The 21,358-nt window shown below is 74.8% G+C and carries 23 protein-coding genes and 1 pseudogene; 19 read left to right on the top strand and 5 right to left on the bottom strand.

The window, feature by feature from the left end; translation table 11 throughout:
- Positions 1-222: 222 nt before the first annotated feature.
- Complete coding sequence (locus tag NXY84_RS04145) at positions 223-483, top strand: hypothetical protein (protein ID WP_258725901.1); 261 nt, start codon at positions 223-225, stop codon at positions 481-483.
- Between the two features lie 113 nt (positions 484-596).
- Positions 597-1,577 carry a hypothetical protein gene (locus NXY84_RS04140; protein WP_258725900.1) on the top strand — a complete coding sequence of 327 codons (981 nt, stop codon included), beginning with the start codon at positions 597-599 and terminating at the stop codon, positions 1,575-1,577.
- Positions 1,578-1,700: 123 nt separating this feature from the next.
- Here NXY84_RS04140 and NXY84_RS04135 read toward each other — a convergent pair whose 3' ends face one another.
- Positions 1,701-2,351 (bottom strand): DedA family protein, encoded by a 651-nt coding sequence (locus NXY84_RS04135; protein ID WP_258725899.1) that lies wholly within the window; start codon positions 2,349-2,351, stop codon positions 1,701-1,703.
- Between the two features lie 530 nt (positions 2,352-2,881).
- Here NXY84_RS04135 and NXY84_RS04130 point away from each other — a divergent pair.
- Positions 2,882-3,544 (top strand): HAD family hydrolase, encoded by a 663-nt coding sequence (locus tag NXY84_RS04130; protein WP_258725898.1) that lies wholly within the window; start codon positions 2,882-2,884, stop codon positions 3,542-3,544.
- A 72-nt stretch (positions 3,545-3,616) separates the two neighbouring features.
- On the opposite strand, the gene NXY84_RS04125 is transcribed toward NXY84_RS04130, so the two are convergent.
- Entirely contained in the window at positions 3,617-3,895 is a 279-nt protein-coding gene (locus NXY84_RS04125; RefSeq protein WP_258725897.1) for a hypothetical protein, read from the bottom strand.
- A gap of 423 nt (positions 3,896-4,318) precedes the next feature.
- Here NXY84_RS04125 and kdpF point away from each other — a divergent pair, with 423 nt between their 5' ends.
- The 6 genes from kdpF to NXY84_RS04095 are packed head-to-tail and all read left to right on the top strand — an operon-like array spanning position 4,319 to position 12,047.
- On the top strand, positions 4,319-4,408 hold the full coding sequence (kdpF, locus tag NXY84_RS04120; RefSeq protein ID WP_258725896.1) for a K(+)-transporting ATPase subunit F: 90 nt from the start codon (positions 4,319-4,321) through the stop codon (positions 4,406-4,408).
- Positions 4,408-6,072 carry a potassium-transporting ATPase subunit KdpA gene (gene kdpA / locus NXY84_RS04115; protein ID WP_258725895.1) on the top strand — a complete coding sequence of 555 codons (1,665 nt, stop codon included), beginning with the start codon at positions 4,408-4,410 and terminating at the stop codon, positions 6,070-6,072. Before kdpF ends, kdpA begins: the two co-directional genes overlap by 1 nt.
- Entirely contained in the window at positions 6,069-8,165 is a 2,097-nt protein-coding gene (gene kdpB / locus NXY84_RS04110) for a potassium-transporting ATPase subunit KdpB (RefSeq protein ID WP_309485053.1), read from the top strand. Before kdpA ends, kdpB begins: the two co-directional genes overlap by 4 nt.
- Positions 8,166-8,195: 30 nt before the next feature.
- Positions 8,196-8,771: a potassium-transporting ATPase subunit KdpC gene (gene kdpC / locus NXY84_RS04105; RefSeq protein WP_258725894.1), complete on the top strand. Its 576-nt coding sequence runs from the start codon at positions 8,196-8,198 to the stop codon at positions 8,769-8,771.
- A gap of 7 nt (positions 8,772-8,778) precedes the next feature.
- Positions 8,779-11,373, top strand: coding sequence for an ATP-binding protein (locus NXY84_RS04100; protein WP_258725893.1), 2,595 nt, complete (start codon positions 8,779-8,781; stop codon positions 11,371-11,373).
- Complete coding sequence (locus NXY84_RS04095; RefSeq protein ID WP_258725892.1) at positions 11,370-12,047, top strand: response regulator; 678 nt, start codon at positions 11,370-11,372, stop codon at positions 12,045-12,047. Before NXY84_RS04100 ends, NXY84_RS04095 begins: the two co-directional genes overlap by 4 nt.
- A 58-nt stretch (positions 12,048-12,105) precedes the next feature.
- On the opposite strand, the gene NXY84_RS04090 is transcribed toward NXY84_RS04095, so the two are convergent.
- Entirely contained in the window at positions 12,106-12,522 is a 417-nt protein-coding gene (locus tag NXY84_RS04090; protein WP_258725891.1) for an acyl-CoA thioesterase, read from the bottom strand.
- 190 nt (positions 12,523-12,712) lie between these two features.
- Positions 12,713-13,189: a hypothetical protein gene (locus NXY84_RS04085; RefSeq protein ID WP_258725890.1), complete on the bottom strand. Its 477-nt coding sequence runs from the start codon at positions 13,187-13,189 to the stop codon at positions 12,713-12,715.
- A 44-nt stretch (positions 13,190-13,233) separates the two neighbouring features.
- On the opposite strand from NXY84_RS04085, the gene NXY84_RS04080 reads away from it, so the two are divergent.
- From NXY84_RS04080 to NXY84_RS04050, 7 genes and pseudogenes are all read left to right on the top strand, one after another.
- Positions 13,234-13,830, top strand: coding sequence for an SAP domain-containing protein (locus tag NXY84_RS04080; protein ID WP_258725889.1), 597 nt, complete (start codon positions 13,234-13,236; stop codon positions 13,828-13,830).
- 101 nt (positions 13,831-13,931) lie between these two features.
- Positions 13,932-14,243, top strand: a complete 312-nt coding sequence (locus tag NXY84_RS04075) for an ArsR/SmtB family transcription factor (protein WP_258725888.1) — start codon at positions 13,932-13,934, stop codon at positions 14,241-14,243.
- A gap of 39 nt (positions 14,244-14,282) precedes the next feature.
- Entirely contained in the window at positions 14,283-14,666 is a 384-nt protein-coding gene (locus tag NXY84_RS04070; protein WP_258725887.1) for a VOC family protein, read from the top strand.
- A gap of 209 nt (positions 14,667-14,875) precedes the next feature.
- Entirely contained in the window at positions 14,876-15,865 is a 990-nt protein-coding gene (locus NXY84_RS04065; protein WP_258725886.1) for a cutinase family protein, read from the top strand.
- A gap of 494 nt (positions 15,866-16,359) precedes the next feature.
- Positions 16,360-16,524, top strand: a complete 165-nt coding sequence (locus tag NXY84_RS04060) for a hypothetical protein (RefSeq protein ID WP_258725885.1) — start codon at positions 16,360-16,362, stop codon at positions 16,522-16,524.
- Positions 16,524-17,735: a YeiH family protein gene (locus tag NXY84_RS04055; RefSeq protein ID WP_258725884.1), complete on the top strand. Its 1,212-nt coding sequence runs from the start codon at positions 16,524-16,526 to the stop codon at positions 17,733-17,735. The genes NXY84_RS04060 and NXY84_RS04055 overlap by 1 nt, the downstream gene beginning before the upstream one ends.
- A 114-nt stretch (positions 17,736-17,849) precedes the next feature.
- Positions 17,850-18,177 (top strand): annotated as a pseudogene (locus NXY84_RS04050) (ATP/GTP-binding protein); the annotation flags it as partial.
- A gap of 30 nt (positions 18,178-18,207) precedes the next feature.
- Here NXY84_RS04050 and NXY84_RS04045 read toward each other — a convergent pair.
- The gene (locus NXY84_RS04045; protein ID WP_258725883.1) at positions 18,208-18,768 is read right to left on the bottom strand and encodes a recombinase family protein; all 561 of its coding nucleotides are present in this window, start codon (positions 18,766-18,768) and stop codon (positions 18,208-18,210) included.
- Positions 18,769-19,190: 422 nt separating this feature from the next.
- Here NXY84_RS04045 and NXY84_RS04040 point away from each other — a divergent pair, with 422 nt between their 5' ends.
- From NXY84_RS04040 to NXY84_RS04030, 3 genes are all read left to right on the top strand, one after another.
- Positions 19,191-19,640: a hypothetical protein gene (locus tag NXY84_RS04040; protein ID WP_258725882.1), complete on the top strand. Its 450-nt coding sequence runs from the start codon at positions 19,191-19,193 to the stop codon at positions 19,638-19,640.
- Positions 19,641-19,693: 53 nt separating this feature from the next.
- On the top strand, positions 19,694-20,014 hold the full coding sequence (locus NXY84_RS04035) for a hypothetical protein (protein ID WP_258725881.1): 321 nt from the start codon (positions 19,694-19,696) through the stop codon (positions 20,012-20,014).
- A gap of 592 nt (positions 20,015-20,606) precedes the next feature.
- The gene (locus tag NXY84_RS04030) at positions 20,607-21,167 is read left to right on the top strand and encodes a recombinase family protein (protein ID WP_258725880.1); all 561 of its coding nucleotides are present in this window, start codon (positions 20,607-20,609) and stop codon (positions 21,165-21,167) included.
- Positions 21,168-21,358 lie beyond the last annotated feature (191 nt).

Raw genomic sequence — 21,358 nt, 5'->3', positions numbered from 1 at the left:
GCGTCGGCCGGGTCCTCGCCCGGGTCGATGCCGCCCCCGGGGGAGCGTCCAGCCCGAGTGGCCGTCCAGCACCCAGTGGGCGAGCAGCACCCGCCCGTCGTCGACCACGACCCCGTAGGCGGCGATCCGCGTCTCCACCTGCGCGAGCGTACCCACCGGTCCGGCGGACGGCTCGTCCGCCGGAGCCCTAGCATGCGGACCACCTCTCAGGACGGAGCACCCATGGATCTGATCGGCACCCTGCTCGGCCTCCTGCTCGTCGCGCTCGTGCTCGGCGGGCTCGCGCTCGCGGTCCGGTCCGCGCGCCGCCCGCCCCGCCCGAGCCCGGCGCGCTCGCGCAGCCGCGACGGCGGCGGCGCGTGGGGCGGCGACGGCGGGGCGTCCGGCGGGGACGGCGGGCACCACCACGACGGCGGCGGCTGGGGCGGCGACGGTGGCGGCGGCGGGGGCGGCGGCGGGGGCGGCGGTGGCGGCGGGGACTGAGCGGGACGGTCGGTCGACGCCGACGGGTGCGACGACCGCGGACCCGACGGCGTCACGGCGTCGCGCCGCGACCGCCGGGCCTTCGCCCCGTTGGCCCCTGACCTGGTGACCTCGTGACCCGCACGACGCTGCGCCCGCGCCTCGCCGACACCCCGGCCGAGGTGCGCGACGCCGTCGACGCGCTGCTCGGCTCTCCCGTCACCCGTGAGCGGCCCGCGAGCGCCGGCTTCACGCCGTCGGTCGCGTCCACGGTCGTCGGCTCCGGCGGTGACCGGCTCTTCGTCAAGGCCGCGGCCGTGGGCGGCGGGCTCGGGGAAGCCATCGAGACCGGGGTGCTCCTGGCCGACGTGGCCGGCGACCTCGGTCCCCGGCTGGTGGGGTCGGCGGTCGTCGGTGCGTGGCGCGTCGCGGCGTACGAGGTGGTCGAGGGCACGGCCCTGACCACCTGGGACGAGGCCGACCTCGCGCCGCTGCTCGCCGTCGTCGACCGCCTGCGCGAGCGGCTCGACCCGTGCCCGCCCCTGCCCGCACCGACCACGCCGTACGCGACGTCGTTCGCGCCGCTGCTGGGCACCTGGGCGGCCCTCGCTCCCCGGTCGGCCGCGGCTGCGCACGTCCGCCCGCAGCCGACGTCCGCCGTCGCGCACGTCCAGGGGCGCCCGCTGCCCGTCGACGTCCCCCTCCCGCTGCTCGCCGAGCTCGAGGCCCGGTGGCTCGACGCGCTGGTCCCCGGGACGGCGCTGCACCACGGGGACCTGCGCCGGGACAACGTCCTGCGGGAGCCGGGCGGGCGGCTGCGCGTCGTGGACTGGACGCACCTGTGGACCGCGCCGGGGTGGCTCGACCTCGTGCGGCTCGGCGCCGACGTCGCGGCGTGCGGCCACGACCCCGGGCTGCTGCTGCGCCGGTCGTGCTGGGCCGACGCCCCGGACGACGCCGTCGACGTCGCGCTCGCCGGGCTCGCCGGGCGGGCCTGGCGCGAGGGCCACCTGCCGGGCGTCCCGGAGATCCCCGGGCTGCGGCGCATGCAGCGCGAGCAGGGACTGCACACGCTGCGCTGGATCGAGGCCCGGCTCGCGTCGCGGCCGGGCTGACCCCGTGCGGCCGCCGCGTGCGGCGACCCCGGCCCGCGCGGCCCGTCGCCCCGACAGGCTCGCACGGGCGGCGGCGGGCGCGGCGTGCCGCGTGCCATGGCACGAGCGGCGGCAGACCTCGCCTCAGCTCGCGGCGGCGTCCTCGTGCGAGCGGCGGCGCAGGCGCTTGCGGACGAACACGCCGATCGCGACAGCGAACGCCGCGTAGATCGCGTAGTTGATGTAGTCGCTGTACTCGCCGATGCGCGTCCAGCGGCTGCCGAGCGCGTAGCCGAGCGTCACGAGCACCCCGTTGTAGACCGCGCTGCCGAGGGTCGTGTACGCGAGGAAGCGCCCGAGCGGCATGCGTTCGACGCCCGCGGGGATCGAGACCAGGCTGCGCACCACGGGCACGCAGCGCCCGATCAGCACCGCCGAGCCGCCGTGCCGGTCGAACCAGACCTCGGCGCGCTGGACGTCGCGGGGCTCGACGAGCGGCAGCCGGTCGGCGACGCGCTGGAGCCGCTCGGAGCCGAGCCGCCTGCCCGCCCAGTACAGGACGAGCGCGCCCACCACGGAGCCCGCCGTCGCGCCGACGACCGCGAGCGCGAGCGACATCCGGCCCTGGCCCGCGAGCAGGCCCGCGACGGGCAGGACGACCTCGCTCGGGATGGGCGGGAACACGGTCTCGAGGACGGCGAGGACGCCGACCCCGACGGGTCCGAGCAGCTCCACGGTGGACACGGCCCACCCGGCGAGGCCCGTGAGCTGGGACGGGTCGGCTTGGCTGAGCACCGCTCCAGCAGAACATGCGGCGCGGGGTCGGGCACCCGGAGCGGCGCCCCCGCGGCCGGTGCGCACCCGTCGTGTCCTGAGCCGTCGGCGCGTCGCCGGTGTTGCGGGCGTGTGAGCGCAGGACCCGCCACGTGAAACCCGCGTGAACTCCGCCCGCGGAACCTTGTGGCGGCTCGGCGCGCGCGAGGACGCTGGACGGCGAAGGCCTACCCCCTCCGGGAGCCGCCGGCACGAGGGAGCACAGTGATGCCCCACCCCGCACCGCCGCCGTCCGCGGCCCGCCCGCCGCGCACGACGCCGGCCGTCGGGCCCGACCGCGCCCAGGAGGTCTGGCGGCGCGCACGGTGGCCGGGCGCCGACCGGTCCGTCGTCCCGCCCCGGCCACCCGTCCCACCCGCCGCCCGGCCACCCGTCCCGCCCGCCGCCCGGCCACCCGTCCCACCCGCCGCCCGGCCACCCGTCCCGCCTGCCGCCCGGCCACCCGTCCCGCCCGCCGCCTCGGCGTCCGTCCCCCGGCACCGGGGGTGACCGTGAGCCTGCCCGCGGCCGTCCTGCTCGACCTCGACGGGACGCTCGTGGACTCCGGGCCGCTCTGGTCGACCGCCGCCGCCGACCACGCGCGCCTGCACGGCTGCTCCTGGAGCGCGCTCGACGCCGCCGGCATCGCGGGGCTCCCGGCGCCGGCGGTCGCGGCGCTGCTGCACCAGCGCGGGGTGCCGCTCGCCGCCGAGCGCATCGCCGAGCTGCTGCACGAGGAGGTCGGGCTCGGGCTCGCGCTCGAGCTGCCGTGGCGCGCGGGTGCGCTGGACCTGCTCACGCTGCTGCGCTGGGCCGAGGTGCCGAGCGCGCTGGTCTCGACAAGCAGCCGGGGGCTCGCCGAGCTCGTCGGGCGCGCCACGCCGGCGGGCACGCTGCGCGCCCTGGTCTCGGGGGACGACGTGCACCGGCTCGCGCCGCACCCCGAGGCGTACCTCGCGGCGGCCGGCGCGCTCGGCATCGACCCGGCGCGCTGCCTCGTCGTCGAGGACTCCGCGAGCGGGGTCGCGGCGGCGCTCGCCGCCGGGACGCTCGTCTTCGCGGTGGACGCGTCGGTCGGCCTGCCGCAGCGGGTCTCCGCCCACCCACGGCTCGTGCGGGTCGACGGCCTCGTGCCGGTGGTGGAGCTGCTCAGCTCGCTGCTCGCGCGCGGCTGAGCAGCCGCCCGGTCGGGCGGTCACGACTCCGACGGCCCCAGCCCGAGCTGTTCCGGCCCGGGCCGTCCGTGCTCAGGCGGTCTCGGCGCAGAACCCGCCCGCGTCGGTCGGCGTGACCCGCCAGGTGCGGACGTCCTTGCCGCCGCCGCCGTCGTCGCTCTTCTCGTGCAGCCGGACGGCGCCGTCGCGCACCGACGCGTCCCCGCGCACGACGTGACGGCCCGTGCTCCCCTCGACGGTGAGCGTGACTCTGCCGACGAAGTCGTCGACGGTCCGGGGGCTGCGCCCGTCGACGTCGAGCACCGCGTACGGGACGCCGGAGACGACCGGGGCGGGCGGGGAGTAGGTCATCGGGCACACCCTCGTGTCGGCCAGTGAGGGCCCCAGCATGCGCCCCGCAGGACCGCGGGGGAACACCCTCCACGTATCGGGTTCGTGACGTTCCGGTGTCGTGTGCGGGGCCGGAACGTCGCGCGGGGCCGGACGGCGCGCCGACGCGCCGCACCGGGCGTGGGCGCTCCCGTGCCGGCCGGGCCGTCGGCACAGCTCGGCGTCCGGGTCCCGTCCGAGAACCCGGCAGCTCCGTCAGGGAAGCGTCTGGATCGCCCGGGCGGCTCCCCCACGTCCCCGTGAATGGTCACGGCGGCCAGATCGGTCGTCACGCCCCTGCGGCGTGGATCTCCTGGGAGTCCCTGTGGCCGACCTGGCCTTCGTGGCACTGACCTGCGGGGGCTTCGTCGCCCTCGGCGCGCTGGTGAAGGCGGTGACCCGGCTGTGAGCGCCGAGTCCGCGGTCGCGCTCGTCGTGGCCCTCGCCCTCGCCGGTTACCTCCTGTGGGCGCTGCTGAAGCCGGAGCGCTTCTGATGTCGCCCTCGGTTGTCGTCCTCGCGCAGACAGGCCTCGTGGTCCTGGTGCTCGCCGCGGTCCACGTGCCGCTCGGCGAGCACATCGCGCGCGTGTTCTCGGACCCGCGGCACCTGCGCGTCGAGCGTGCGCTCTACCGGGCCGGCGGGGTGGACCCCGAGGTGGACCAGGTCTGGCCCGTCTACGCGCGCTCGCTGCTCGCGTTCTCCTTCGTGAGCGTGCTCGCGTTGTACGCGCTGCTGCGGCTGCAGGGCCGGCTCCCGCTCTCGCTGGGGCACGCGGGCCTCGCGGCGGACAGCGCCTGGAACACCGCGGTCTCCTTCGTCACCAACACGAACTGGCAGGGGTACGCCGGCGAGTCCGCGATGGGGCACCTCGCCCAGGCGGCCGGGCTCGCCGTGCAGAACTTCCTGTCCGCAGCCGTCGGCCTCGCGGTCGCGGTCGCGCTCGTCCGCGGCCTCGCCCGCCACGACACGGACCGGATCGGCAGCTTCTGGGTCGACCTCGTCCGCGGCACCGTGCGGGTCGTCCTCCCGCTCGCGTTCGTCGCGGCCGTCGTCCTCGTCCTCGGTGGCGTGGTGCAGAACCTCGCCGGACCGGTGACCGTGACCACACTCGACGGCGGGAGCCAGACGATCGTCGGCGGGCCGGTCGCGTCTCAGGAGGCGATCAAGCTGCTCGGCACCAACGGCGGCGGGTTCTTCAACGCCAACAGCGCCCACCCCTTCGAGAACCCCACCCCGTGGACCAACCTCGTGCAGGTCCTCCTCCTGCTCGTGATCCCCTTCAGCCTGCCGCGCACGTACGGCCGGATGGTCGGGGACGTCCGTCAGGGCCGCGCGGTCCTCGCGGTCATGGCGACGATCTGGCTGACCGCAGTGGCCGTGACCACCTGGGCGGAGACGCGCGCGCTCGGGTCGGTCCCCCAGGCCGCCGGCGCGGCGCTCGAGGGCAAGGAGCTGCGCTTTGGGCCGGCGGCGTCCGCGCTGTTCGCGGCCTCCACGACCGGGACGTCGACCGGTGCCGTCGTCGGCTCCCACGACTCCTTCACCGCACTGGGCGGCGGGGTGACCCTGCTGAACATGATGCTGGGAGAGGTCGCGCCGGGCGGCGTCGGGGCGGGGCTGTACGGGCTCCTCGTGCTCTCGGTGCTCGCGGTCTTCCTCGCCGGCCTCATGGTCGGGCGCACCCCGGAGCTGCTCGGCAAGAAGATCGGCCGGACCCAGGTCACGCTCGTCGCGCTCTACGTCCTGACGATGCCCGCACTCCTGCTCCTGGGGGCCGCCACGACCGCCGCTACCCCGGCGCTGGTCGAGGCCTCGGTGCAGGACCCGGGTGCGCACGGGCTCTCCGAGATCCTCTACGCCTACGCGTCCGCGACGAACAACAACGGCTCGGCGTTCGCCGGGTTCGGCGCCGGGACCGTCTACCAGAACACCGCGCTCGGGATCGGGATGCTGCTCGGCCGGTTCGTCCCCGTCGTGCTCGTGCTGGCGCTCGCCGGCAGCCTGGCGCGCCAGCACCGGGTCGCGGCCACCCCCGGGACCCTCCCCACGCACGGGCCCGTGTTCGTCGGCCTGCTCACGTTCGTCGTCGTGGTCGTCGCCGGCCTGACGTTCTTCCCCGCTCTCGCTCTCGCTCCTGTCGCGGAGGCCCTGCTGTGACCGTCCTGAACCCGCCCCGCCCGTCCGCCCCGGAGGCGGCCCCACGCTCGCGCGTCGCCGCCGGAGCCTTCTCCCCGCGGCTCCTCGCGCGCTTCCTGCCCGACGCGCTGCGCAAGCTCGACCCGCGCCACCAGCTCCGCTACCCCGTGATGTTCGTCGTCTGGGTCGGCTCGGTCGCCGCGACCGTGCTCGCCGCGCTGCACCCGAGCGTGTTCGCGTGGTCGGTCGCCGCGTGGCTGTGGGCGACGGTCGTGTTCGCGAACCTCGCCGAGTCCGTCGCCGAGGGACGCGGCAAGGCCCAGGCCGACTCCCTGCGCCGCGCCCGCACCGACGCCCTCGCCCGGCGCCTGCGCGACGACGGGACCGAGGAGCCGGTCGCCGCCACGGCACTCTCCGTGGGGGACCGGGTCGTCGTCGAGGCCGGTGAGACCATCCCGGGCGACGGTGACGTGGTCGAGGGGATCGCCAGCGTCGACGAGTCCGCCGTGACCGGGGAGTCCGCGCCGGTGATCCGGGAGTCGGGCGGCGACCGCTGCGCCGTCACGGGCGGCACGCGCGTGCTGTCCGACCGGGTCGTCGTGCGCATCACCGCGCGGGCGGGCGAGACGTTCCTCGACCGCATGATCGCGCTGGTCGAGGGCTCGGCCCGACAGAAGACGCCCAACGAGGTCGCCCTCAACCTGCTCCTCGCGGCGCTGACCCTGGTCTTCCTGCTCGCGGTCGTCACGCTCCAGCCGTTCGCCGTCTACTCCGGCCAGGGCCAGCCTCTCGTCGTCCTCGTCGCGCTGCTCGTGTGCCTGATCCCCACGACGATCGGCGCGCTGCTCTCCGCGATCGGCATCGCCGGGATGGACCGGCTCGTCCAGCGCAACGTCATGGCGCTGTCCGGGCGCGCGGTCGAGGCCGCCGGGGACGTCGACGTGCTGCTGCTGGACAAGACCGGGACCATCACGCTCGGCAACCGCCAGGCCGTCGAGATCCTGCCCGCGCCCCGGGTGACCGACGACCAGGTCGCCGAGGCCGCGCAGCTCTCGAGCCTCGCGGACGAGACGCCCGAGGGTCGGTCGATCGTCGTGCTGGCCAAGGAGCGCTACGACAGACGGGCCCGGTTCCGCACGCAGCTGCCGAACGCGACGTTCGTGCCGTTCACCGCCCAGACACGGATGAGCGGGGTCGACCTCACGGAGCGCACCGGGACCTGGCAGATCCGCAAGGGCGCAGCGGGGGCGGTGAGCGCCTGGGTGCGCGAGAACGGCGGCGCCCCCTCGACGGACGTCGCGGCGCTGGTCGACGCGATCAGCGCGGCGGGAGGCACCCCGCTCGTCGTCGCGGAACGGCAGGGGGACGCACCCGCGCGGGCGCTCGGCGTCGTGCACCTCAAGGACGTCGTGAAGCCAGGCCTGCGCGAGCGCTTCGACGAGCTGCGCCGCATGGGGATCCGCACGGTCATGATCACCGGCGACAACGCGGTCACCGCCCGGGTGATCGCGGCGGAGGCGGGCGTCGACGACGTCCTGGCCGAGGCCACACCGGAGGACAAGCTGGAGCTCATCAGACGCGAGCAGGCCCAGGGCCGTCTCGTCGCGATGACGGGCGACGGGACCAACGACGCACCGGCCCTCGCGCAGGCCGACGTGGGGGTCGCGATGAGCACCGGGACGTCCGCGGCCAAGGAGGCCGGGAACATGGTCGACCTCGACTCCGACCCCACCAAGCTCATCGAGATCGTGGCGATCGGCAAGCAGCTCCTGATCACGCGAGGAGCGCTCACGACGTTCTCGGTCTCCAACGACGTCGCCAAGTACTTCGCGATCATCCCCGCGATGTTCGCGGGCACGTACCCCCAGCTCGACGCGCTCGACGTGATGCGGCTGTCCTCGCCGGAGTCCGCCCTGCTGTCCGCCGTCGTCTTCAACGCCCTCGTCATCGTCGCGCTGGTCCCGGTCGCGCTGCGCGGTGTGCGGTACCGGCCCGCGGGGGCCGCGGCGATGCTGCGCCGCAACCTCCTGGTCTACGGGGTCGGCGGCCTCGTGACCCCCTTCCTCGGCATCAAGGCCGTCGATCTCCTCGTGTCCCTCCTGCCCGGCCTCTGACCACCGCCCCCCTCTGGAGCTGATCCCCTGATGCTGTCCTTCCTCCGGCAGTCCGCCGCCGGGCTGCGGGTCCTGCTCGTCCTCACCGTCGTGCTCGGGCTCGCCTACCCGCTCGCCGTGCACGCCGTCGGCCGGCTCGTCCCGGACCGCGCCGACGGCTCGCTCCTACGGGTCGACGGGGTCGTCGTCGGGTCGCGTCTCCTCGGCCAGTCCTTCGAGGGCGACGAGTGGTTCCAGCCCCGCCCGTCCGCGGCCGGGGACGGGTACGACCCGCTGGCGTCCGGCGCGTCGAACCTCGGCCCGGAGAACCCGGACCTGCTCGCCACGGTGCACGAGCGGCGCCGCGAGGTCGCCGCGCGCGAGGGCGTCCCGCCGGACGCCGTGCCCGCCGACGCGGTGACCGCCTCGGGGTCGGGCCTCGACCCGCACGTGTCGCCGGCGTACGCCGACCTCCAGGTGGCCAGGGTCGCCGCAGCCCGGGACCTCGACCCGGCGCTCGTCCGCGACCTGGTCGAGGACGCGACGGAGGGCCGCACGCTCGGTGTGCTCGGCGAGGTGCGGGTCGACGTCGTCGAGGTCAACGCCGCGCTGGCGATGCTTGACTGAGCGCACCATGACCACGACCCGCACGTCCGCACGGCAGGCGGACGCCGTCCCGCGACCGCGCGGCCGGCTGCGCGTGTACCTCGGGGCGGCGCCCGGCGTCGGCAAGACGTACGCGATGCTCGACGAGGGCCGCCGCCGCCGGGACCGCGGCGTCGACGTCGTGGTGGCTCTCGTCGAGACCCACGGGCGCACCCACACCGCGGCGCTGCTCGACGGGCTCGAGACCGTGCCGCGCCGCACCGTGCAGCACCGCGGGGCGACGTTCACCGACCTCGACGTCGACGCCGTCCTCGCGCGGGCTCCCGGCCTCGCGCTCGTCGACGAGCTCGCGCACACCAACGTCCCGGGGTCCCGCAACGCCGCGCGGTGGCAGGACGTCGAGGAGCTGCTCGCGGCAGGGATCGACGTCGTGACGACGGTCAACGTCCAGCACCTGGAGAGCCTCAACGACGTCGTCCGCACCATCACGGGGGTCCGGCAGCTCGAGACGGTGCCGGACGAGGTCGTACGGCGTGCGGACCAGATCGAGCTCGTCGACATGAGCCCCGAGGCGCTGCGTCGCAGGCTCGCGCACGGCAACGTCTACCCGGCCGAGAAGGTCGACGCGTCCCTCGCGCACTACTTCCGGCTGGGCAACCTCACCGCGCTGCGCGAGCTCGCGCTGCTGTGGACGGCCGACCGGGTCGAGGACGCGCTCACCGTGTACCGCCGCGAGCACGGCATCGTCGACACGTGGCCGACCCGGGAGCGCATCGTCGTCCCCGTCACCGGCGGGCCCGAGAGCGAGACCCTGATCCGGCGCGCCGCCCGCCTCGCCCAGCGCCCCAGCGGCGGTGAGCTGGTCGCCCTGCACGTCCTGCGCGGCGACGGCCTGACCGGGGTGCCGCCGGACTCGCTCGACCGCTACCGCACGCTCGTCGAGGACCTCGGTGGCACGTGGCACGCCGTCCTCGCCGACGACGTCGCCGAGGCGATCCTGGACTTCGCCCGTGGCGCCAACGCCAACCAGATCCTGCTCGGGGCGACCCGCCGGTCCCGGCTCGCCGCCGCGGTCGCGCCGGGGATCGCCGCCGAGGTGATCCGCGGGTCCGGGGACATCGACGTCCTGGTCGTCACGCACGAGCACGCGGGGCGCGGTCGGCGCACGTCCCCGCGCCGGGGTGCGATCACGCGGCGGCGCGTCACGAGCGGCTGGGTGCTCGCGCTGCTCGGACCCGCGCTCCTCTCGCTCGCCCTGCTCGCCGGCACCGGCCTCGACTCGCTGCCGACGACGCTCATGCTCTTCCTGGCCGTCACGGTCGGCGTCGCGCTCGTCGGCGGGCTGCGCCCCGCCCTGGTCGCCGCGGTCGTGAGCGGGCTGCTCGGGAACTTCCTGTTCACGCCTCCCGTGCGGACCTGGACGATCGCGGAGCCGGCGAACGTGCTCGCGATCGCGGTGCTCGTCACCGTCGCCGTCGCGGTCTCCGCCGCCGTGGACCTCGCCGCGCGCCGGACCACCGAGGCGGCCCGCAGCCGCGCTGAGGCCGACGCGTTGATGACCGTGGCCGGGACGGTGCTCCGCGGCGGCGACGTCGTGCCCGCGATGCTCGACCAGCTCCGCGAGACGCTCCAGGTGCGCGCGGTCGTGCTCGACCGGACGGGGGTCGAGGCCCCGCACGCTGCGCGGGTCGGGGCCGTCGACGGCGGGACAGGGCGGCGTGACGTCAGCGGAGCGCCGGACCCGGCCTCCGGGAGCGCCGAGCGCGACGAGCGGGTGCACACCGTGCGGGTCGCCGAGGACCTCGCGCTGCACCTGCACGGGCGCACGCTCGCCGGTCCGGAGCTCCGCCTTGCGAGCGCCGTCGGGCAGCACGTCCAGGCCGCCCTCGAGCGCGAGCGCCTGCGGTCCGAGGCCCGCGCGACCCGCGACGAGCGGGAGCGCGGCGTGCTGCGCACCGCCCTGCTCGCGGCGGTCTCGCACGACCTGCGGACCCCGCTCTCGGTCATCAAGGCCGGCGCGAGCGGGCTGCGGTCGAGCGCCGTCGACATCTCGGCGGGCGACCGGGCCGCGATCCTCGCCGACATCGACACCCACGCCGACCGGCTGCAGCTCCTCATCGACAACCTGCTCGACATGAGCCGCCTGGACGCCGGCGCGGTCGACGCGCGGCTCGCGCCCGTCGCCCTCGACGAGGTGGTGCCGCGAGCCGTGGACTCGCTGCCCGCCGGTTCCGTGGTGATCGACGTCCCCGAGACCCTTCCCCTCGTCCGGGCCGACGCCGGGCTGCTCGAGCGCGCGCTCGCGAACGTCGTCGAGAACGCCGTCCGGTACGCACCCGACGGGGTGCCGGTGCGGGTCGCCGCGCAGAAGGTCGGCGACCGGCTCGTGGTCCGCGTCGTCGACCACGGGCCCGGCGTCCCCGACGACCGCAAGGCGCAGATGTTCGCCGCGTTCCAACGGCTCGGCGACGCCCCGCGCGGCCAGGGCGTCGGGCTCGGGCTCGCGGTCGCGCGCGGCTTCGTCCAGGTCAACGGCGGCACGCTCGAGGCCGAGGACACCCCCGGCGGCGGGCTCACGCTCGTGCTCACCCTGCCCGTGCCCGTGCCCGAGGGTCCCCCGTGACGCGCGTCCTGGTCGTCGAGGACGAGCCCGCGCTCGCCCGCGCGCTCGCGGTCACGCTGCGCGCCCACCACTACGACGCGACCGTCGCCCACACGGGAGCGGCCGGGCTCGAAGCGGCGGCGAGCCGGCACCCGGACCTCGTGGTGCTCGACCTCGGGCTGCCCGACCTCGACGGCCTGGAGGTGCTCCGGGCCCTGCGGGCCTGGTCCGGCGTGCCGGTCGTCGTCCTCTCGGCCCGCCGGACGAGCGACGACAAGGTGGAGGCGCTCGATGCCGGCGCCGACGACTACGTCACCAAGCCGTTCGGGATGGACGAGCTCCTCGCGCGCCTGCGGGCGGCCGTGCGCAGGCGCCCCCAGGAGGACCAGCCGCCCGTCGTGACCACCGCGGCGTTCCGCGTCGACCTCGCCGCGCGCCTCGTGCGCCGCGCCGACGGCGAGCCCGTCCGCCTGACGCCGACCGAGTGGCACATGCTCGAGGTGCTCGCACGCAACGTCGGCAAGGTCGTCGGGCGCCGCGAGCTGCTGCACGAGCTCCGCGGGCCGCAGCTCGACCGCGAGACCCACTACCTGCGCGTCTACGTCGCCCAGCTGAGGCGCAAGCTCGAGCCGGACCCGGCGCACCCACGCCACCTGCTCACGGAACCGGGGATGGGGTACCGGCTCGAGCCCTGAGGGTCTCGGGGAGGCTGCCCCGGGTCGGGGGACGACGCCGAGGTCGCGGCGCGCCGGCTCACCAGCCGTGCAGCGCCGGCCCGTCCTCGCGGTAGGTCTCGAAGAGCGCGCGCTCCTCGGCGGTGAACGCGCGGGCCGTGTGGGTCGCGTGGTCGAGCTGGACCATGCGCGAGCGCGCCCGCAGGTAGACCGTCCCGGGGTCGGCCGCGTCGACGATCTCGTACGCGAAGTCGACGGACGACGTGCCGATGCGCGGGACCCACACCTCGACCGCGAACGGCGCGGGGCGGAAGGTCAGCGGGGCGAGGTAGTCGATCTCGTGCTTGACGACCACGAGGAGCGACGCGGTGAGCGCGCCGTGCTCGTCGACGCCCATCACGGGGAACAGGGTGAAGCGCGCGTCGTCGAGGTAGCGCAGGTAGGCGGCGTTGTTGACGTGGCCGAACAGGTCGACGTCGGACCAGCGGACCTGCATGACGACCCGGCCGCGGTGGGGGCGCTCGGCCGGCCGGGAGGACGGCTCCGGGGCCGGCTCGTGGGGCGGTTCGTGGGGTGGTTCGTGGGGCGGTTCGTGGGACCGTTCGTGGGACACCGCGTCACCCTAAGCCGCGGGCGGGAGCGCGGCTGAGGAGACGCGGCGGCCACCGGGTCGCTCCGGTGGCGCGTCAGTCGCGGGCGCGGAGGGCGATGAGCGCGACGTGGTCCTCGTGACCGTGCGACTGGCGCGCGAGCAGCGTGCTGCACAGCTCCTCGAGCGGCTGTCCCCCGAGCGCAGCCGCGTTGCGCCGGAGCCGCGCGAGCCCGTCGCCGAGGTGCTCGTCCCGGCGCTCGACCAGCGCAGGGTGCGGGGCCCGTCGCCGCTCCCCTTTGTGACGGTCGCGAGGACCGCCGTGACGACCACCCCCACCACGAGGTCGCTCGGTCAGGCCGTCGGCCTCGGCGAGGCCGAGCGCGTCCTCCGCGACCCCGGAGAGGCGGCGGGCGGCGAGGTCATGGGCCTCCTCGTCCCGGCGGCGTGCGGTGATGTCGAGGAAGCAGAGCGCGAGCCCTTCCCCGTCGGGGCTGACCCGGACCTCGTACCAGGCGTCGAGCGGCGCCGGGTAGCAGCGCCGCGAGCAGCTGCTCGGCCTGCGCGTTGGCATAGGCGATGCGCCGGCGCGTGGGTGGCTGCCGCCAGGATCGGACCATGAGCGCCCGCCCGGACCTGACACCTGCCCTCTCCGGCGGGGAGCTGCTGCGCTGGTACTGGCTGCGGGAGGAGCTGGCCGTGCTCGCGCGCACCCTGGGCGTCCGGACGTCGGGCAGCAAGCAGGAGCTCACGGAACGCCTCGCGGCGGCGCTCGACGGGCGGCCGGCACCCGCTCGGTCGGCGGAGCGTGCGGCGCGGCGCCCCGCCCCGTCACCGCTGGTGCGCCCGCTGACCGACGCGACCGAGCTCCCGCTGGGTCAGCGCTGCAGCCAGGAGCTGCGGACCTACCTGGCCGGACGGATCGGGCCGGGCTTCCGGTTCGACGGCCACCTGCGCGAGCTCGTGGGCTCGCGCGCCGGCCTGACGCTCGGCGACGTCGTCGCGCACTGGCACGCGACGCGGGACTGCGCACCGCGGGAGATCGGCGCGCAGTTCGAGCTGAACCGCTTCCTGCGGGCGTGGCACGCCGCCCACCCCGGGCGGTCGCACACCGAGGCGCTCGACGCCTGGCGGGCGCACCGGGCGCTGCCGGTGGACGCCCGGGAGGCCGGCTCGGGCCAGGAGGACGTGCGCGAGCCGGCCCCGGGCGGCTGAGCGGCGTCGCCGCAGACCACAGAGCCGCAGACCGCAGACCGCAGAGCCGCGGCGTGCGGGCAGGGTTGTCAGGCAAGTCTGCACTTGCCTATGGTGGACGCATGGCCGACGAGGTGTACCGGGCGATCGCAGACCCGACGCGGCGCGCGATCCTCGACGAGCTCGTGGACCGCGACGGCCAGTCGCTGTTCGAGATCTGCGCCCGGCTCACGATGAAGCACGGTCTCGGCTCGACGCGGCAGGCCGTCTCGCAGCACCTCGACGTGCTCGAGCAGGCGGGCCTCGTCACGGTGCGCCGCGACGGCCGGTACAAGTTCCACCACCTCGACACGCGCCCGCTCGCGCAGATCGGCGAGCGGTGGCCGCAGCCGGCTCCCGAGGGCACGCCGAACCCCGGACCCCGCAACCCCTGACCCCGCACGACCCGAGCACCGCCACCGAGAGGACCGACCATGCCCCGGATCCAGTTCAGCAGCATCTACGTCGACGACCAGCAGAAGGGCCTCGACTTCTACACCGACGTGCTCGGGTTCATCGTCAAGAACGACATCCCCATGGGCCAGTACCGCTGGATCACGCTCGTCTCCGCGGACGACCCGAACGGCCCCGAGCTCGTGCTCGAGCCGAGCGCGCACCCCGCGGTGGCGCCCTACCGAGCGGCGCTCGTCGGCGACGGCATCCCGATGACGGCGTTCGCGGTCGAGGACGTGCAGGCGACGTACGAGCGGCTCGTGGCCGCGGGCGTGCGGTTCGTGCAGGAGCCCGTGCAGATGGGTCCGGTCACGACCGCGGTGCTCGACGACACGTGCGGGAACCTCATCCAGCTCGCGGGCTGAGTCCGTGCGCGGGTGGCACCCGGCCCGCACCGGGCGCCACCCGATCGGCGGTCCTCCGTGCGGGGGACGGGCCGCACAGGCCCTTGTCCGCTTTGTCCGGGCTCTCCTACGGTCCCCGTGGCCGGGTGGTGCCGGTCACACCTCGTGGGCACCGTCCGGGACGTGTGAGCGATCACCCGGTCGGACCTGTCCCCCGACGAGGAGAACTCGTGCACCAGCTCACGCCGCCCGCAGCACCGTCCCGCCCCCGCGCCGCCCGCCGTCTCCGACGGACCCTCGCCGCCGCGCTCGCCCTCGTGGCGACGTCCGGCGCCCTCTCCACGCTCGCCGCCCCCACCGCGGCCGCGGCGCCGGCCTGCTCGGACGTCGAGGTGCTCTTCGCGCGCGGCACGGGCGAGGCGCCCGGCCTGGGCGTCCTCGGCACCCCGTTCGTGCGGTCGCTCACGAGCGCCCTGAGCGACCGGACCGTCACCTCCTACGCCGTCGACTACGCCGCGGAGTCGTCCCAGCGCAGCGCCGGCCCCGGCGCCACGAACCTCACGAACCACCTCACCGCGACGGCGGCCGCGTGCCCCGGGACGCGGTTCGTCCTCGGCGGCTACTCGCAGGGCGCCACGGTCGTCGACATCGCGCTCGGCATCCGTACGGGCACGACGACGGGCACCGCGATCCCCGCGGCGCTCGAGCCGCGCGTCGCGGCGATCGTCGTCTTCGGCAACCCCCTCGGGATCAGCGGCCGCACGATCGCCACGGCGAGCCCGACGTACGCGGCCCGCGCACGCGACTTCTGCGCGACGGGCGACCCGGTCTGCGGCGGCGGCTCGTCGTTCGCCGCCCACCTCGCCTACCGCACGAACGGGAACGTGACGGAGGGCGCCGAGCTCGCCGCGGCGCTCGTGCGGTCCACGACCGTTCCCGTCCCGACCCCCACCGCCCCCGGCACGCCCACGCCCTCCCCCACGGCGCCCGGGACCCCGACCCCGGCGCCGACCACGGTCCCCACGCCCGCGCCGTCCCCCACGGCGGCTGCCTGCGTCCGCGCGAGCACGCGCGCGCACGTCGACGCCGGGCGCGCCGAGCGGCGCCTCGGCGTGGCGTACGCGGTCGGCAGCGGCGACCGCCTCGGCCGGGTGAGCAGCTTCGTGCGCGCGTCGGTGCAGCAGACCGGCGACGGCTGGGAGCGCGTGCTGTCCTGCTGATCGGCGGGAGCCCGACGGGGGTCGCGACGACGGCCCACCGCTGAAGGACGACGAGGGCTGCGGCGCCGAGGTGCGCCGCAGCCCTCGTCGCGTGCGCCCTCGGCCGCACTGCCGGGCGCGGGGTCCCGGCTCGTCCCGCCTGCGCACGCCGCCTCGGCGCCGCGCGTCTCACCAGCGTCCAGGATCCGGACATCGCTGGCGCACGGCTGGGTGCGGGAGCACGATCCCTCGCGTGACCTCCCGGCCGCCCGCACCCCGCAGCGCCCCCCGCGCTGCCGCGTGCGCGCGCGCCTGTACCTGTCGCTAGCCGGGAGGCTCCGCGGTCCCTCCGGACCAGCCCGCCCACCTCGGGCCTGCTCGACGCCGGACCGACCCTGCCGTCGCACGTCGCGGCACCCTGACCGCCCCTCCCGGCGCCCGTCCACCCCTCGCGAGCCACCGCTCGCCCGCGCACCTGCGCACCGGACACCGCCCCAGGTCAGGAGAGCCCCAGCATGGCCACCCCGCACACCCCCAGCCCCGCCGATCCCACCGGCACCGCGTCCCCCGAGCAGACCCGCCGCTTCCACCTGAACGAGGACTGGGCAGCCACCGTCGTCGGCCTCGTGCTGCTCGGCCTCGTCCTCACCGGCGTCCTCGGCGCCGACGTGGTGCCGTGATGAGCGCGACGACCCGTCCCGGCACGGGACCCGACCGGCCCGGGACGCCGTCCGACGACCGGCCCGACCCGACGGCGCCGGCCGCCACGACCGACGTGACCGACCGCACCGCGGACGTCGACGCGGCGCGCCGCCCGACGCCCGCGGCCGTCGTCGGCGGGCTCGCGCTCGTCGTCGCGCTCGCGGCGCTCACGCGGTACCTCGAGCAGAACGTCCCTCTCTGGACCGAGGGGACGCCGCTCGGCGGCGTCGCGAAGTCCGTCGAGTTCCCGGTCTACGCGATCGCGCTCGGGCTGCTCGGCAACGCCGTGCTCCTCGCGCTCCACCTGCGCGAGCGCGTCGCCGCCGCGTTCCGCACCGAGCTCTTCATCAAGACGGGCGTCGTGCTGCTCGGCGCGTCGGTCAACCTCAGCCTCATCGTCTCGGCCGCGCTGCCGGCGATCGCGCAGGCGCTGCTGCTCATCACGTCGGTGTTCCTGTTCACGTGGTGGATCGGCGGGCGGGCCGGCCTCGACGACAAGCTCCGCGCGCTGCTGGCGTCCGCGGTGTCGATCTGCGGCGTGAGCGCGGCGATCTCGGCGGCCGGCGCGGTGCAGGCGAAGCGCGAGCAGCTCGCGTACGCGGCGAGCCTCGTGATCGTCTTCGCGCTGCCGTCGATCTTCCTGCTGCCGTGGCTCGCGGGGCTGCTCGACCTGTCCCCCGCGGTGACCGGTGCCTGGATCGGCGGGAACATCGACACGACGGCGGCCGTCGCCGCGGCGGGGTCGATCGCGGGCGAGGACGTCCTGGCGCTCGCGACCATCGTGAAGTCGACCCAGAACGCGCTCATCGGCGTCGTCGCGATCGCCCTGACGGCGTACTTCGCGTTCAAGGTCGAGCGACGGCCCGACGCGCAGGCGCCCGGCGTCGGCGAGGTCTGGCGGCGGTTCCCGAAGTTCGTGCTCGGCTTCCTCGCCGCGTCGGTGATCGCGACCGTGTACCTCGCGCAGGTCGGTGCCGACGCGGGCAAGCCGGTCATCGCCGTCGCGAACGACCTGCGGACGCTGTTCTTCATCCTGGCGTTCGTCAGCATCGGGCTCGAGTTCCGGGCCAAGGCGCTGAAGGACGCCGGGTGGCGGCCCGTGGGCGTCTTCGCCGCCGCGACGGCGTTCAACCTGGTCGCCGGGCTCGCGTTCGCGAGCGTCCTGTTCCGGGGCTTCGAGCTGACCTGATCCGGTCGCGGGCCCGTCACCGCACCGCACGACGAGGGCCACCGGCCGGGGAGTCCCGCCCGGTGGCCCTCGGACCGCGTCGCTGGATCTGGCGGCTCCGGAGCCGGGCACCCGAGGCACTACTTCGTCATCCTCGACGAGCTCTGGCGCGCCCTGCGCGCAGGCAAGGGCATGGTCGACCGCGTCGACGCCCTCACCCGCCTCAACCGTCAACGCGGAGTCGGGATGGCGATGGTCTCCCACACCATGTCCGACCTCCTGGCGTTGCCCACGGAGGAGGACCGGATGAAGGCGCGCGGGTTCGTCGAGCGCTCCGGCATGGTCATCACCGGCGGCCTCCCGCCCGCCGAGATGCCGAAGCTGAACTCCGCGGTCCCGTTCTCCCGCGCCGAGCAGGACCTGCTCACCTCCTGGGCCGACCCGCGCGCCTGGGACACCAGACGTGGCTCGTACGACCTCGCCGGACCTCCGCTCAGGTCGCCCGCGTGGCGAGGTAGCGCCGTAGCGAAGCGCGCGAGACACCCAGGGCGCGGGCGACGCTGGCCACGCTCGCCCCGGGGTGGCGGAGTAGCTCGTCGGCGGCCGCGCGCCTGTCCGCGGTCATGACCGTGGGCCGGCCACCGACCCAGCCACGTGACCGGGCAGCGGCCAGACCGGCCACGGTGCGGCCTCGGATGAGGTCACGCTCGAACTCGGCGAGGGCCGCGAAGACGTGGAGCATCAACCGGCCGTTGGCCGTCGTGGTGTCGATCGCCTCCGTCAGCGACCGGAACCCGATCCCGCGGCCGTCGAGATCGGCCACCGCGGCCACCAGATGGGCCACGGATCGGCCGAGGCGGTCCAACCGCCACACGACCAAGGTGTCCCCCGGGCGCGCGTAGTTCACGAGCTCGTCGAGCTGTGGCCGCGACGCGGCCGCGCCGCTCGCGTGGTCAATCCATGTCCGGTCACACCCGGCAGCGGCCAGTGCGTCGGTCTGGAGGTCGGGGTTCTGGAGGTCGGTCGAGACCCGCGCGTAGCCGAGGAGAGCCATGCCCGTGACCGTACGGAACTCGTCGATGACCGGTCAGCGGCCACGCCGGTTTCGGCCACGACTTCCGGCCACTTCCGGCCGGGCGTGTCGTGTGGCCGGCTGTCGGTGTTCGCAGTCGCCTGCACGGCTGCTCGTGCTCCGCTGCACCTGGCCGGCCGACAGCCCCGGCCGGAGGTCGGTCGGGGCGCGTTCCGGGCACCTGCGGACCGCGCGGCTGATGGCGCGTGCGTCTTGGACCACGTCGACGACGTTCGCTTTTACAGCACTCCTCGCTGGCGATGCAAGTCTTGTATGAACAAACCGGTACGGAGACGATGTTTGTCGACAGACCTCGCCCGCCGGGGAGTGCTGGCCGTCCTGGACCGTCGTAGGTGCCGTTCACTACGGTCGTTTACGAAGCAAGAAGCCAGGAGGGGACCACCATGACTGCACCCGACCCAGACCCGTACGCCAAGGTCCGCGCGGAGTTGTTGGAGCTCGACCGGAAGCATCCCGAGTACGGCGTGAAGGCCACGTTGGCCGGGAATCTGATCGGACCGGCGTCACAGGACCGCCCGAGCGTTCCGCCATGGCGCTATCTCGACAAGGACTCTGAATCCGGTGGGAACATCCTGCCCCGAGCGGCCGCGATCGAGCTCCGCTACCCCGTGCGGTTCAAGAACGGGGGCGAGGACACGGCCTCCTTGTCAGAGATGGCCGACATGTTCCGGTCAACTCCGGAGGGGATAGTCGCCTACTACGAGATCGCTGTCGCAGCCGGAGCGATCGAGTGGGACAGCGACGAGCGCTGTATTCGAGAGCTTCAAGACCCGGAGGCGTACGTTCCGCGAGTCTTCGAACGTTGGGCCAATCGGCCCGACGCGAAGCCCTAAGGCTTCGCAGCCAACAATCAGGGGGGAACATGCTGAGAAGGCGTACAGCGGGCGTGATCGCGCTGCTGCTCGGAGTGCTGATGGTCCAGGCCCCGGTGGCGAACGCGGCCGAGCCAGCGGCTCGTCACGTGACAGCTGCTGCAGTGTCATCGGCGCCGGATATCACGTTCGGCACGAGCACCCCAGGCACGTACCCGGCCGGGACAGTCAGTCCCATGGGCATCCCCTGGGACAAGGTGGTCAAGACCTTCGGCAACCTGGTTGCGTGCAACGCCGCCAGACCAGGGCTGATGATCCTCTACTTCCCGGCGATCGTCGTGTGCCTGCCGAACCCCTCCAACGGGACAGCAGTCGCCGTCATCTTCGAACCCTGATGCGGCAGATCTCCTCCGTCTGACGTGCGGCCCCCTCGCTCGCGAGGGGGCCGCACGCTGCATTTCGGCGTCCGACTGCGGAGAACCCAGTCATCGCGCAATCGCATGCAACGCCCTGCCGACGCCCGCACCACAGCGAGGCACAGGGCCGTCGAGGTCCGCGCCGGTGCTCAGTCGCCAGGTGGTCGCACCTCGTGCACGTGCTCGCGTAGGCGCTCACCACCCTCTACCCCGGTCCGCGTCGACGGCGACGGCATGCAGACGATGCCCCAGCGCGCGGGGGACGGGCACTGGGGGCATCGTGACGCTCACGCTAACCGAACGCACTACCCGGCCCCGTCGTGTGGTGCATTCGGTCTCGCAGGTCCAGACGCAGCCGATGACGGGCTCCTCGGCCAGGATCTGGTTGTAGCGCTCGACTCAGGCGCGCCGTCTCGATCTGGCGCGCGTCCGGTTGAGGTAGACCCCAACACCACACCACCGAACGGCGGCGATCCGCGTCCGGATAGGGTCCGAATCGGCGTTTCTTGACGCTTGCCCGGTGGCTTCTTAGAGTTCAGCCTGACAGATTGCGGATGGAGAGGGTCGGCTGATGCGCGTCGGGTACATCCGGGTGAGCAGCCTGGACCAGAACACCGTCCGCCAGCTCGACGGGATCGAGGTCGAGCGAGTCTTCACCGACCGGGCGTCGGGCAAGGACACCGCCCGGCCCCAGCTCGACGAGCTCATCGCGTTCGTCCGCGACGGCGACACCGTCGTCGTGCACTCGATGGACCGCCTCGCCCGCAACCTCGACGACCTGCGCCGCCTCGTGCGGACCCTCACCGCCAAGGGCGTACGGATCGAGTTCACGAAGGAGGGGCTGACCTTCACCGGCGAGGACTCCCCCATGTCCACCCTCCTGCTGTCGGTCATGGGCGCGTTCGCCGAGTTCGAACGCGCCCTCATCCTCGAGCGCCAACGCGAAGGCATCGCCGCGGCCAAGCAGCGCGGGGTCTACACCGGCCGCCGACCCGCCCTCACCCCCGAGAGCGCCCAGCAGCTGCGCGAACGCGCCGCCGCCGGCGAACCGAAGTCCGCCCTGGCCAAGGAGTTCGGCATCAGCCGCGAGACGCTCTACAGCTACCTGCGCGCCACGCCCGCACCCGGCTGACCGGCGCCTACCAGGCTGACCGACGCATGACCGCGCCGCCCAGGCGCCCGGTGGTGCACAGAAGTGCGAGGCAGATCGAACGTCGTGCACATGAGTCCGAGTCAGCGGAGGGTCCGCCCTCCTCTGCACACCACCCGGTGATCAGCATGAGGTCGTGCAGAGGACCTCGGACTCCGACACCGCCGGCCGGT

Origin of the sequence: Cellulomonas sp. NS3 (genome assembly GCF_024757985.1) — a bacterium.
Lineage (GTDB): Bacteria > Actinomycetota > Actinomycetes > Actinomycetales > Cellulomonadaceae > Cellulomonas_A.
Note: the sequence above shows the minus strand (reverse complement) of the source record. Positions and strands in the feature narration are given on the sequence as shown.

Bases quoted from the DNA above. Each gene is read 5' to 3' on its own strand.
- NXY84_RS04145 (WP_258725901.1), top strand. From the start codon at position 223: ATGGATCTGATCGGCACCCTGCTCGGCCTCCTGCTCGTCGCGCTCGTG.
- NXY84_RS04125 (WP_258725897.1), bottom strand. From the start codon at position 3,895: ATGACCTACTCCCCGCCCGCCCCGGTCGTCTCCGGCGTCCCGTACGCG.
- kdpA (WP_258725895.1), top strand. From the start codon at position 4,408: ATGTCGCCCTCGGTTGTCGTCCTCGCGCAGACAGGCCTCGTGGTCCTG.
- kdpC (WP_258725894.1), top strand. From the start codon at position 8,196: ATGCTGTCCTTCCTCCGGCAGTCCGCCGCCGGGCTGCGGGTCCTGCTC.
- NXY84_RS04100 (WP_258725893.1), top strand. From the start codon at position 8,779: ATGACCACGACCCGCACGTCCGCACGGCAGGCGGACGCCGTCCCGCGA.
- NXY84_RS04090 (WP_258725891.1), bottom strand. From the start codon at position 12,522: ATGCAGGTCCGCTGGTCCGACGTCGACCTGTTCGGCCACGTCAACAAC.
- NXY84_RS04085 (WP_258725890.1), bottom strand. From the start codon at position 13,189: ATGCCAACGCGCAGGCCGAGCAGCTGCTCGCGGCGCTGCTACCCGGCG.
- NXY84_RS04080 (WP_258725889.1), top strand. From the start codon at position 13,234: ATGAGCGCCCGCCCGGACCTGACACCTGCCCTCTCCGGCGGGGAGCTG.
- NXY84_RS04075 (WP_258725888.1), top strand. From the start codon at position 13,932: ATGGCCGACGAGGTGTACCGGGCGATCGCAGACCCGACGCGGCGCGCG.
- NXY84_RS04070 (WP_258725887.1), top strand. From the start codon at position 14,283: ATGCCCCGGATCCAGTTCAGCAGCATCTACGTCGACGACCAGCAGAAG.
- NXY84_RS04060 (WP_258725885.1), top strand. From the start codon at position 16,360: ATGGCCACCCCGCACACCCCCAGCCCCGCCGATCCCACCGGCACCGCG.
- NXY84_RS04055 (WP_258725884.1), top strand. From the start codon at position 16,524: ATGAGCGCGACGACCCGTCCCGGCACGGGACCCGACCGGCCCGGGACG.
- NXY84_RS04045 (WP_258725883.1), bottom strand. From the start codon at position 18,768: ATGGCTCTCCTCGGCTACGCGCGGGTCTCGACCGACCTCCAGAACCCC.
- NXY84_RS04040 (WP_258725882.1), top strand. From the start codon at position 19,191: ATGACTGCACCCGACCCAGACCCGTACGCCAAGGTCCGCGCGGAGTTG.
- NXY84_RS04030 (WP_258725880.1), top strand. From the start codon at position 20,607: ATGCGCGTCGGGTACATCCGGGTGAGCAGCCTGGACCAGAACACCGTC.